Here is an 11,410-nt window from a genome sequence, read left to right as displayed (position 1 = left end):
ACGAGCGTTTTCCGCATCCTCGAGCCGTTTCCGCATCCCCGGCAACACGACGGGGCTGTCACGACGGGGCTGTCGCCACCCGGCCGCGATCCGGCCGAAGGCGAGTCGCAAGACGTGTCGCGCCGCTGCCGCGGACGACGAGTGACCGCTTGTTGGCGTCAGTCAACCGTCGGCGCTCATGTCCTGTTCGTTCTCGTCCTCTCTTCGGCGGCGGCACACCTGGCAGCCGGCGGTGGGCCGCCCCAGGTCGGAGAGGCGTCCCCGCCCGACCGAGTTGCACCGGGTGCAACGGAAGGACCAGGGCGCCGTGAACCCGTGGAACGCCTCCAGGGGCTCAAGACCGACGGCGCGGAAGCTCGCCGCGGCCCACTGGGCGCTCCCGCGGCCGCCCAGGGAAACGGCCGCGTCCGCTTTGCGTTCCGCGTAGTACGGGCTCTTGTGCGTCGGTTCGGGCCGATGGCTGCGCTGAGCGGTCAGCCATGCGCGCACCCACTTGGGGCGTTCGACATCCGCGACCTGGCATGCGGTGAGGAAGGCGTGGAGCTGTTTCTGGGTGCGGGGAACGGCACGCCGACGAAGGATCCGGTGGGCTGCCGACCGCGAGAGCGGCCCGTGCTGTGAGGCCTTCGCCTCGGCGCGCTGCTCCATCAGACGCATGGACGGCGCCCCGTTGCGGTCATGGAGTTCGATCAGCGCGTTGCTCAAGTCCCGCAGATCCGATACGAGATCGAGCAACGGACCGGTCGGGCGGGGGCCTGTCAGTTGTCGGCGCTGCTCACGCTGCGCGGCCCGCCACAGGTCGCGGGCCTCGCCCTTCCCTCCGCAGGCCTGGTCGAAGGCCACGGCCACGGCCAGTGTGGGCAGGGTCGTTCCGCTGGCGGCGCGTTGCAGGGTGGAGGGGCTGAGTTCCGCGCGTTCGCTGAGCTGTGTGTAGGTCAGGCCCATGCGGGTCCGTTCGCTGCGCAGGTACGTGGCCAGTCGGCCGAGCGCGCTGGTGGTGGAGGGAAGGGGGTTCTCTGGACGAGCCATGGCAAGTCCTCATCCCTGTGCGGCGAGACGGGCCATCGCCCTGCCCGTCAGGCGCAGGGCCCTGGGCGGCCCGGCGGCCGCCAGGCGTACCGCCCACCCGCCCAACAGGGCTGCTGTCAAAGGGAGTCGGAGGGCGGCGGCCTCCTGCATACCGGTCCGGGTCAGGACTGCTGACAGCACCACGATGACGATCACCACGGCGGTTTCGGTGCCGCCGAAGCGGCGGGCGGGGGTGGCTCCGTGAGCAAGACACGGAGCCACCGGACGGGGTAATGGTGACACGATCGGCCTCCTGAAGGATGGCGTCCGGCGGCCAAGCGCCGGACCCCGTTTGTATGTAGGCTCCAACTCGGTTGCCTGCAAGGGTGGTTGGCGCCACCCGGCTCTGCAGGATGGGCAGCATCGTGTCAGGCCCGACGGCTCGGGGAGGCCGGTTGATTCCGATGTGTCTTGGCATGGAAATCTGCGGTCATCGTGACGAGGACGGCAGGTCTCCATGAGACACGGAGCGGGTCAACTCGTAGGGCGCCCTGACCTGGGGCCGGAGACAGGACCCTCCGCCGCCTTGCGCCGTGGGGCCCGTAACCTACGGTGATCATCTCATTCTGTCCCAATTTCATTTGCCGCTGTTTGGGGACACTGCCACCATCCGGAGTGCGTCGGTGTACAGCGACGCCTCCCTGATCGCTCCTGGCTCCAACCACGGCCGCACGGGGAACAGTGCATGGTCATGTTGGCGCGTGATCCTGCCGGAAGGGCCGGTCCAGTACCCACTGGTCCGGCCCTTGTCGTGCTCGGGTCAGGTGCCGGGCCGGGCCGAACTGTTCCCTGCCGAACCGGCGAACCGTCGGCCCGAACCGTGCCGGACCAGGCCGGGCCGGCGACCGCCACGGCGGCACCTGCGGACCCCGCGATCCGTCACGCCGTGCCATACGGTTTCAGTACGACCGTGGTTACCCAGTTGCCCAACTCGGCGCCGGGCGTGGCCAGGGGCAGTGCGTGCAGCCCTGCCTCGTGGAGCGCGGTGATCAGCTCACTCTCCTCGTACCGGACCATCAGCCTCGGCGCCTCCCCGAGGTACGGGTCGAGTTCGACGCGTTCCCCGGAACCGCGCTGCACACCGACCACGGCGTGACCGCCCGGACGAAGGACCCGGGAGAGTTCGGCCGCCGCGTGCGGCAGGTCCCGGTGGGGGATGTGAACCCAGGCGGCAACGCACCACACGGCGTCCGCCACGGCGTCCCTCAGGGGCAGTTGCGTCAGGTCGGCGCAGAGCAGCGGGTGGTGCCGCCGGCCGGCCAGGCGGAGCATCGGCAGTGCGATGTCGACGCCGATGACGTGGATGTCGGGTCGGCTGAGTACGGGAAGGTCACGTCCCGGCCCGCACCCCAGGTCCAGCAGGGTGCCCCCATCGGGAACGCTCCCGGACAGCCAGGCCGCGGCAGGCGGCAGTCCCTGGCGGGTCGCCGGGTTGGCTCGGTCGTAGGCGTCCGCCAGTCGGTCGCCATACCAGGACCGGGCGTCGGTCAAGCGTCCACGTCCACGGTGAGCGCGGCGGCCGGGATGCGACGCTCGTCGGCGTTGGTAACCGTCACACCGCAGGACGTCAACTCCCTTATGTTCCACGTCACTTGCCCGTGTCCCCCCATCCGTTGTTCTGAGCCGGCCGCGGTCGCCAGCGTTCCGTAAGTGTGCTTGCACTACAGTGAGCCGCCCAAACTCCCGGGCTGGGACGAGTACTCGGGTACGAGGCGGCCGCCCTGGTGAAGCAACGGCTGCTCCGCGCAGGGCTCGGTCTCGACGTGGTCGCACTGATCGGAAAGGCAACGGGCACGGTGACTGACTTCGCGTACGGGTCGGATGTTCTGGCGCCGGCGGACTTCGATCCCTGGCCCGATCGTCAGGTCCACCTCGAGTGGGGCGTGACCGGCGCGAGGCTCGCTGCCGGACGCGGAGATGCCGTCGCTGTCGTCGATGTGCTCTCCTTCTCGACCACCATGTCGATCGCCTGCGCGCGGGACTTCTCGTGTCTGGTGTACAGCGGCCTCGAAATCGCCGATATGGGCGGTCCCGAGGTCGCGGGCGCCCGACTCGGTGCGCGGCCCCTGAGCAAGAAGCGCGGTACCGATCCGGGCGGGGTGTCGCTTTCTCCCGCCAGCATTCTCCGAGCGGAGCCTGGGCAACGCGTCCTGTTCACCTCGCTCAACGGGGCGGCCGTGGTGGCGGCCGCGTCGGCGGCTCCCGCGCTGGTCGTTGCGGGCCCGCGCAACGCTTCGGCCGCCGCCCGGGTGCTGGCCGGTCTGCTCGACGAGGGCCGTGCGCGCCGCATCACGGTGGTCGCGTCCGGCGAGCAGTGGAGTTCGGTGTCACCGGGCAGCAGTGGGCTGCGGCCGGGGGTCGAGGACTGGCTCGGAGCCGGGCTGATCTGCCGGGAGTTGGGGGCACTGGGCCTGCTTCTGTCGACCGAGGCCCGCATAGCGGCGGCGGCCTGGACGTCTCCGGACGACCTGCGGGACTGCGTTTCCGCGCGAGAGCTGATGGCGGCGGGCTTCACGGAGGACGTGAACCTGGCGCTGACCGTCGACGCCGACGCCACGGTCCCGGTCCGTGAACCCGGCGATCCGAGCGGCCGTCTGTTCGTCGGCCGGAGCGAGTTCGTGTGACGGGGACGCCGACAGGCATGGTCCCGCCTGCCCGCACCCCCCCCGCGCCCCAACCAACCAACCCCACCCCAGCCGCTCAACCCCCCGCATCCTCCTTCAGCATGTCCGCGCACTTCTCCCCGATCATCATCGTCGTGATGCACGGGTTGACCGTGACCAGGTCCGGCATCGCCGAGCCGTCCGCCACGCGGAGGGCCTCGATGCCCTTGACGCGTAGACGGGCGTCCAGTGGGGCGGTGGGGTCGTTGGCGGGGCCCATCTTCACGGTGCAGGACGGGTGGTAGACGGTGTTGTGGGTTTCCGCGATGTAGTGGAGCAGCTCCGTGTCGGTCTGCACGTCCGGGCCGGGGGCGAGTTCGGCTCCCGCCCATGGTGCCAGGGCCGGCTGTGCGGCGATCTGGCGGGCCAGGCGCAGGCCGTACGTCATGACGCGTACGTCGTGCTCGTCCGTGAAGTAGCGCGGATCCACGCGCGGCTTGTCGCGGTAGTCGCGGGTTCGTAGCCGTACGGTGCCGCGGGAGCGGGCGCGCGTCACGTTCGGTGTCAGACAGAACGCGTTCTCGCTCGTCGGGTAGCCGCGTCGATAGGTGTTCATGTCGAAGGGCATCGAGCCGTAGTGGAACATCAGGTCGGGCCGGTCCAGGCCGGGGCGGGTGTCGACGAAGATGCCGATCTCCCACCACTGCTGGGACTCGGTCACCATGGGCCGCTTGGCCTCCCACATGATGACGCCCTCGGGATGGTCCTGGAGGTTCTCACCCACCCCCGGTGCGTCCAGGACCACGTTCACGCCCACGTCGCGCAGGTGGTCGGCCGGTCCGATGCCCGAGAGCATCAGGAGCTTCGGGGTGTCGATGGCGCCGCAGCTCACGATGGTTTCCCGTCGCGCGGTGACCGTGTGGGAGTGGACCAGGTCCGGCGCGAGGTAGGCGGCACCCGTGCAGCGCCGGTTCGCGTCGATCAGGAGCCGCTGGGCCCGGATCCCGGTGCGTACCTCAAGGTTCGGGCGCTTGCCCAGCACGGGGTGCAGATAGGCGACGGACGAGGACTGGCGCATGTTGTTCTCGTCGGAGTTGATCTGGAACCAGCCCGCACCTCGCACCACCGTCGTGCCGGTGTTGAAGGAGGTGGTGGGGATGTCGGTTTGTGCGCATGCCTCCAACAGGGCGGCGCCACATGGGTCGTTGGGCTGTACGGTGCGGATCTTGACGGGTCCGGTCCGGCCGTGGTGGTCGCCGGGGCCGTCGTTCGTCTCCAGGCGCCGGTAGAGCGGGAACGTGTCGGCCGCGCCCCATCCCGTACAGCCGGCGGCGGCCCACGCGTCGAGGTCCTCGGCGGGCGCCCAGAAGGCGATGCAGGAGTTGTGCGAGGAGCAGCCGCCGAGCACCCGGGCACGGGCATGCCGCATGAAGCTGTTGCCACGCTCCTGCGGTTCGACGGGGTAGTCCCAGTCGTAACCGGATTCAAGGAGGCCCATCCAGCGCTCCAGGCGCAGGACGTTGTCGTCGTCCACGTCGCTGGGCCCCGCCTCCAGGAGGCAGACCGTGACCGACGGGTCCTCGCTGAGCCGGGCGGCGACGACGCATCCGGCGGTGCCGCCGCCGACCACCACATAGTCGAACTCGTCCACGTCAGCTCCTTCTCGTACGGTGGGTGCGCCTACGGCCCGCCGTGGGCCATGGGTTCGGGCAGGTCGTCGACGGCGTGCTCGGCCAGTACGCCGGTCCGCCCGCGCTGGACGAACCAGTAGTAGAGGAAGCCGCCGACACCGACGACGCCGACGAACAGGACACCGCCCCAGCGCAGATACCAGTGCTGGGGCCCGGTGGCGTTGTAGACCGCGGCGCGCGGCCACAGCAGGTTGACGGTCATCGCGGCGCCCCAGAGCACGGCGAGGATGTTGACCGGGATCCCGAGCCGCCCCAGCGAGAAGCTGCCGGGCGCCGTGGTCCAGCGGCCGCGCAGCCGCTGGACCAGCAGGGGCAGTGTCACCAAAAGATAGGCGACGTAGATCATCACGATGGCGATGCTGGTGACGACGGAGAAGATCTGCGGCTGGTTGATGTTGACGACCAGGATGGCGATGGCCACGACCCCGATCAGACAGGTGGCGAGGACCGGCGTCTGGAACCGCGGGCTGATCCGGGCCAGTTTCGTGCCGCCCGGCAGGTTGTTGTCCCGGGCCATCGCGAACGCCAGCCGCAGCCCCGCCGTCTGCACGGAAAGCGCGCACACGGTGATGGCGATGACGACGCACCACAGCACGACCACGCCGATCGTATGGCCGAGCGCGGCCTTCACCACGTACTGCAGACCGTCCACGGACAGCTCTTTGGCGTGCAGATCGGGGGCGGCCAGCAGCGCGAACAGCAGGATCAGGCCGCCGATGAGGAACGAGGCGATGAGTGCGCGCAGAATGGCGCGGGGCGCGTTGTGGGCGGGGTCGATGGACTCCTCACCGAGTGAGGACGCGGTGTCGAAGCCGTACATCACATACGCCGAGGCGAGCGAGGCGGTCAGGAACGCGCCGAGGTAGCCGAGCGACTGCCCCTGCCCGTAGCCGCCGGTCTCCACGATGGCGCTCGGCCCCCGCGTGATGTGCACGCCGAGCAGCACCACCAGGGCGACGGCCGCGATCAGTTCGATGAAGACGCCGCCGGAGTTGATGGTGGCCATCAGCTTGACGCCGAACGCGTTGACCACGGTGGTGAACAGGATCAGGATCGCGCCGAGCAGCACCGCGTTGGCGGCCGCGTCGTACTTGCCCGTGCCGTCGCCGACCACCTGGAAGACGCTCGAGATCTGAGGGAGCGTCAGTTGGTAGGCGAGGGCCACCGCGGCGAGCGACACCATCGTCGCGACCGTCATCATCCAGCCCGCCAGCCATCCGACGTGCGGGCCGCCGCAGTGCTTGGACCAGTTGTAGACCGAGCCCGCGACGGGGAAACGGGCGGCGAGCTCGCAGAAGCACAGGGCCACCATGAGCTGGCCGATGAAGACCATCGGCCAGGACCACCAGTAGGCGGGGCCGCCGAAGCTGACGCCGAAGTAGAACAGCTGGAAGGTGCCGGTCAGGATGGAGATGTAGCTGATCCCGGCGGCGAAGGTGTGGAAGTTGCCGAGGGTTCGCTTGAGGCCGGGCTTGTAGCCCAGTTCGGTGAGCGCCGCGTCGTGGTCGTCGGGGGACGCGCTCTCGGCCGGCCCCTGCGGACCGGGCGGGGTGTCCGCCATGGCAGGTCTCCTCGTTCCGTGCGGGCAGGGGGCAGGGGGCAGGAGGCAGTGGGCAGGCCGTCGGTCAGTCGAACCAGCGCTGCGGTTCCGGCGCCGTGTTGCGCCAGACGTGCTTGGCCTCGGTGTACTCCGCGAGCCCGGCGGGACCCAGCTCACGGCCCACACCGGACTGCTTCATCCCGCCCCACTCGGCCTGCGGGACGTAGGGGTGGAAGTCGTTGATCCAGACCGTGCCGACGCGCAGGCCGGCGGCCATCCGGTGGGCCCGGCCCTCGTCGGTGGTCCACACCGCCCCGGCCAGGCCGTAGACGGTGTCGTTGGCGAGCGCCAGGGCCTCGGCCTCGCCCCGGAAGCGCTCGACCGTCACGACCGGGCCGAACGACTCGTCCTGGACGACGGACATCTGCGGGGTGCACTCGTCGAGGATGGTGGGCGGGTAGTAGAACCCGTCGGCGAGGGCCGGGTCGTCGGGCCGGGCGCCGCCGAGCCGCAGCACCGCGCCTTCCGCGACTCCGGCGGCGACGTACGCCTCGACCTTGTCGCGGTGCGCGGCGGAGATGAGCGGGCCGGTGCGGGCGTGCTCGTCGAAGGGGCCGCCCATGCGGATCCGCCCGGCGCGCGCGGCGAGTTCGTCGACGAAGCGGTCGTGCAGCTCGTCCTCCACCAGCAGCCGGGCACCGGCCGAGCAGACCTGCCCCGAGTGGAGGAAGACGGCCATGAGCGCGTAGTCGACGGCGGTGTCGAAGTGCGCGTCGGCGAAGACGATGTTGGGGTTCTTGCCGCCGAGTTCGAGGGCCACCTTCTTCACCGTCGGAGCGGCGGCCGCCATGATGCTCCGGCCGGTGCTCAGGCCGCCGGTGAACGAGACCAGGTCGACCCGCTCGTCCGTGGTGAGCGGCGCGCCGACCACGGCCCCGGGGCCCAGTACGAGGTTGGCGGCCCCGTCCGGCAGCCCGGCCTCCTGGAGGAGCCGCATGAGCATGATCGCGGTGTGCGGCGTCAGCTCACTCGGCTTGAGTACGAAGGTGTTGCCCGCGGCCAGCGCGGGCGCGACCTTCCACGCGGTTTGCAGCAGGGGGTAGTTCCACGGCGTGATCAGCGTGCAGACCCCGACCGGCTCATGCACGACGCGGCTGTCCACGGAAGCGATGCCGGTGTCGACGACCCGGTTCGTTCCGGTGCCGGCGACGAGGTTGCCGAAGTAGCGGAAGCAGTTCGCGATGTCGTCCATGTCGTACTCCGACTCGACCAGGCGCTTGCCCGTGTCGAGGGACTCGGCCCGGGCGAAGTCGGCCTTGTCGCGGACGAGGAGGTCGGCGACCTCGAGCAGCAGCGCGGCCCGTTCGGCGACCGAGGTGCGCGGCCATGGACCGCGGTCGAACGCGTCCCGCGCGGCGGCCACCGCCGCGGCCGCGTCCTTGGGCCCGGCCTCGTCCACCTGGGCGACCAGAGAGCCGTCCGCGGGGCACCGGATGTCCCGCTTGCCCCCTTCCGCGGCCGACGTCCACCGGCCGGCGATGAACAGCTCGGGCATGAATCCTCCAGGTCAGGCCGGACGGGTCGGCCGGCACTGGCACACCGGCCGCTGCGACACGGGCCGTCCTCGCGACGACATGTGACCTGCCACACCTAGCACGGCCCGGGCCGTCCCGCGCGGCGGCACGATGAGCGCTTGTCACTCACCATGCCGCCGCGCGGGGGCGGGGACTCTTGCCGAGTCCTCAGTAGTGGGGGACCTGCTGGGGCATCGGCGGATAGTGGTGCGGTTCTGGTGCGAACGGCACGGCCGACGGCTGGGCGGGCGCGGGGGCGATGAAGTATTCGCTGTCCTTGGGGCGTTGGTCCGGCTGGCGACGCCGGGGTCGCGCCGCCGGTTCGAGATGGGGGATGTGCTTGGAGCAGTGGACGTACGCCTCCTGCACCGTGATGCGGATCCACAGCTCGGGCTTGCGGCCGGGCGCGAGGTCGGCGGGGATGCGCGCGTGGGCCGCGAGCGGGTCGTCGGCGGCCAGCAGAGCGGCCGTCCCGTTGATGTGCAGGCCGATGTGGTGCTGGGTGAAGTCCATGAACAGCAGGCCGATATGGGGGTTCTCGGCGATGTTGCCGGCGCTGGCGAGGACGCCGTTGCCCCGGTATTCCGGATAGGTCAGGGTGCCGTCGTCGAGCACCGTGACGAAGCCGGGAGGCCCGGCCCGGAAGCTCGCGTCGCAGTGGCCGGCCCGGTCGGCGGTCGAGAGGAACACCATCGACTGGCGGCCGATGAAGTCCCGCATCGGTGGCGTCAGAGCCTGGTGCACCTGGCGCGAGTAGAAGGCGTCGGCACGTTCCTGCGTGGCGAGGTGGGCCTGAAGGGCGCGTTCCCCTGGGGAGGGTATGGGGTGGGAACTGGTCACAGCGGTGCGTTCTCCTGGCGGTGTCGTGCCGGTGCGAGCGGGGTGTTGAGGACGGGGGTTTCGAGCGGGTCGTAGTGGATCCGGGATGCGGGCACGCCGTCACGGATCAGGGTGCGGACGGCGGTGGTGACCATGGCGGGTGGCCCGCAGAGGAACGCTTCGTGCTGGTCCCAGGGCCCGAACTCGTGCAGTACCTGCGGCAGGGTCCCCTCCCGGCCCACGATGTGCTGGTGGGAGACGGCGGCGCGGACGGACAGCCAGTGCTGGCGCTGGGCCATGCGCAGCATGTCGTCGAGGCCGTAGAGCTCCTCCGCGGTACGGGCGCCGATGAAGAGGTCGACGTAGCGGCGGATGCCGGTGCGGGCCGCTTCCTCCAGGATGGCGCGGATGGGAGCGAGGCCGGTGCCGCCGGCCACACACACCAGATCGCGGTCCTCGGCGGACGACAGCGCCATCTCGCCCTGGGGGGAGCCGAGTTGGACGATGTCGCCGACGGTCGCGTGGTGGACCAGGGCGCTGCTCACGGTTCCGCCGGAGACGGCACGGATGTGGAAGGTGAGCGTGTTGTCCGGGCGTGGCGCGTTGGCCGGGGAGTAGTGGCGCCAGGCCTGCGGCCGCCACGGCGTTTCCATGGTGACGTACTGGCCCGCGACGTAGGGGTACGCCTGGTCGGGGCGCACGGTTATCTCCGCGATGCCGTGGCCGCGGGGGAGGTGGCCGACGATTTCGGCCTTCCAGGTGGCGGGCCGTACGCGGCTGTCGTCCTGGGCGGCGAGGATCATCACCCGGGCCGCCGTGTTGTACGCGCGCGTCCAGGCCGCGGCCATCTCATGGGTCCAGGCGTCCCCGGCGTACCGGGCCAGCGCGGCGAGCAGGCATTCGCCGACCGCCGGGTAGTGCGCGTCGACCGTTCCGAACTTGCGGTGGTCGCGGCCCAGGAGCGAACAGAACTGGACGAGGCGGTGCGGGTCGTCGACCAGCTCGATGATGCGCAGCAGGCCCCGCAGCAGCCGGTCTCGCTGCACGTCCATGTCGGCGGGGAAGAGCTGGCGTACCTGGGGGTAGCGCGAGAAGAGGATGGCGTAGAAGTACACCGTCATCTCTGCTGCCTGCGATTCGACCACCGCCAGTCCGGCGCGTACCAGGTAGATCTCGCGCTCGGTCAGAGCCGCGATGTCCGGTGCGGGAGGCGGGTCGTGGGGCGGAAAGGCAGCAGGGGGATCTGCGGGATGCGTAGAGGCCGTGGGCCGCGTTGGGGACGGGCGCGACAGTCTTCGGGGCACAGAGTTGTCACAATCACAGAGACGCCGTTGCAGGCTTGCTGAACGCCGGATGGTCAGGAACATGGTGGTTCAGGCAATTCACCTTTCAGTCGGTAGCGATGAGACGCCAGTGGCCGTCTGCCCCTGAATTACTGCGTCAGTCCTCTCGGAGGCGTTACCAATGTGTCGTGTGTGGCATCCGGGGTATCCGGATGGCCAGTCTGAATGCGTCGATGTGGTGTCAAGTGACGGCTCCCGTCGGGCAGTGTGAACCAGTTGTGAAGGTCCTGGCGGGTGGTTACGTGCGGGTCAGCGGGCCACCGATGGACGGTGAAGCCTTGGCCATCGGCCTTCAACCAGGCGGAACGCGAGCCGAGTTGAGGTTTCCGCGCATGATCGCATGGGTCCCCGCGATGGAGTTACCCCGTGGCGTGAACTGGCTTTTAGGCGTGCCGGATTGCGGGTGAAACACGGCAAATCCCCGGGCTCGGCAGTGTTTTGGGTGGGCGTCGTGGCCGGAGTGGCGTATGCCTGGAATCATTCCGGCGAATTCATCCCATTCGGCCGCTCCGGACATATCCGTCGAGCCGTGCTATTCCATCCGCGGCGGCCCTGGGAAACGGGGCGCGGGGTCAGGCCGGAGTGCGTTCCCCATGGAGGAGCGTGACCAGGGAGCGGTGGGCGCGGGGAGTGGGAAGGGGCGTAATTTCCGCGCGGAAACACTTGTTGTTTGACAACTGTGTTGGGAGGGGCGCAGTCTGGTCCGGCTCACGGTCGGACGTGCGCATCATGCCTGCGTGGAGGACTGAGGACTGTGATGTGTTGCCCCTGC

General features: G+C 69.9%; 9 protein-coding genes. 1 reads left to right on the top strand and 8 read right to left on the bottom strand.

Annotated elements, in window-relative coordinates; translation table 11 throughout:
• Positions 1-162: 162 nt before the first annotated feature.
• The 3 genes from N4G70_RS36665 to N4G70_RS36655 all read right to left on the bottom strand — a co-directional run bounded on the left by N4G70_RS36665 (position 163) and on the right by N4G70_RS36655 (position 2,559).
• Positions 163-1,029 (bottom strand): helix-turn-helix transcriptional regulator, encoded by an 867-nt coding sequence (locus N4G70_RS36665; RefSeq protein WP_261717119.1) that lies wholly within the window; start codon positions 1,027-1,029, stop codon positions 163-165.
• A gap of 9 nt (positions 1,030-1,038) precedes the next feature.
• Positions 1,039-1,311, bottom strand: coding sequence for a hypothetical protein (locus N4G70_RS36660; RefSeq protein ID WP_261717118.1), 273 nt, complete (start codon positions 1,309-1,311; stop codon positions 1,039-1,041).
• Positions 1,312-1,947: 636 nt separating this feature from the next.
• Positions 1,948-2,559: a class I SAM-dependent methyltransferase gene (locus tag N4G70_RS36655; protein ID WP_261717117.1), complete on the bottom strand. Its 612-nt coding sequence runs from the start codon at positions 2,557-2,559 to the stop codon at positions 1,948-1,950.
• Positions 2,560-2,864: 305 nt separating this feature from the next.
• On the opposite strand from N4G70_RS36655, the gene N4G70_RS36650 reads away from it, so the two are divergent.
• Positions 2,865-3,692, top strand: a complete 828-nt coding sequence (locus tag N4G70_RS36650; RefSeq protein ID WP_261717116.1) for a 2-phosphosulfolactate phosphatase — start codon at positions 2,865-2,867, stop codon at positions 3,690-3,692.
• Positions 3,693-3,768: 76 nt separating this feature from the next.
• On the opposite strand, the gene N4G70_RS36645 is transcribed toward N4G70_RS36650, so the two are convergent.
• From N4G70_RS36645 to N4G70_RS36625, 5 genes are all read right to left on the bottom strand, one after another.
• Positions 3,769-5,322, bottom strand: a complete 1,554-nt coding sequence (locus N4G70_RS36645) for a GMC family oxidoreductase (RefSeq protein ID WP_261717115.1) — start codon at positions 5,320-5,322, stop codon at positions 3,769-3,771.
• Between the two features lie 29 nt (positions 5,323-5,351).
• Positions 5,352-6,923, bottom strand: coding sequence for an APC family permease (locus tag N4G70_RS36640; protein ID WP_261717114.1), 1,572 nt, complete (start codon positions 6,921-6,923; stop codon positions 5,352-5,354).
• A gap of 64 nt (positions 6,924-6,987) precedes the next feature.
• The gene (locus N4G70_RS36635) at positions 6,988-8,457 is read right to left on the bottom strand and encodes an aldehyde dehydrogenase family protein (protein WP_261717113.1); all 1,470 of its coding nucleotides are present in this window, start codon (positions 8,455-8,457) and stop codon (positions 6,988-6,990) included.
• Positions 8,458-8,644: 187 nt separating this feature from the next.
• Positions 8,645-9,316 carry a pyridoxamine 5'-phosphate oxidase family protein gene (locus N4G70_RS36630; RefSeq protein ID WP_261717112.1) on the bottom strand — a complete coding sequence of 224 codons (672 nt, stop codon included), beginning with the start codon at positions 9,314-9,316 and terminating at the stop codon, positions 8,645-8,647.
• Positions 9,313-10,416: a globin domain-containing protein gene (locus N4G70_RS36625; protein WP_315904339.1), complete on the bottom strand. Its 1,104-nt coding sequence runs from the start codon at positions 10,414-10,416 to the stop codon at positions 9,313-9,315. Before N4G70_RS36625 ends, N4G70_RS36630 begins: the two co-directional genes overlap by 4 nt.
• Positions 10,417-11,410 lie beyond the last annotated feature (994 nt).

This window comes from Streptomyces sp. ASQP_92 (genome assembly GCF_025399895.1).
GTDB lineage: Bacteria > Actinomycetota > Actinomycetes > Streptomycetales > Streptomycetaceae > Streptomyces.
Note: the sequence above shows the minus strand (reverse complement) of the source record. Positions and strands in the feature narration are given on the sequence as shown.

Excerpts from the sequence above, each read along its gene's own strand:
- N4G70_RS36635 (WP_261717113.1), bottom strand. The coding sequence starts at position 8,457 with ATGCCCGAGCTGTTCATCGCCGGCCGGTGGACGTCGGCCGCGGAAGGG.
- N4G70_RS36665 (WP_261717119.1), bottom strand. The coding sequence starts at position 1,029 with ATGGCTCGTCCAGAGAACCCCCTTCCCTCCACCACCAGCGCGCTCGGC.
- N4G70_RS36640 (WP_261717114.1), bottom strand. The coding sequence starts at position 6,923 with ATGGCGGACACCCCGCCCGGTCCGCAGGGGCCGGCCGAGAGCGCGTCC.
- N4G70_RS36625 (WP_315904339.1), bottom strand. The coding sequence starts at position 10,416 with ATGACGGTGTACTTCTACGCCATCCTCTTCTCGCGCTACCCCCAGGTA.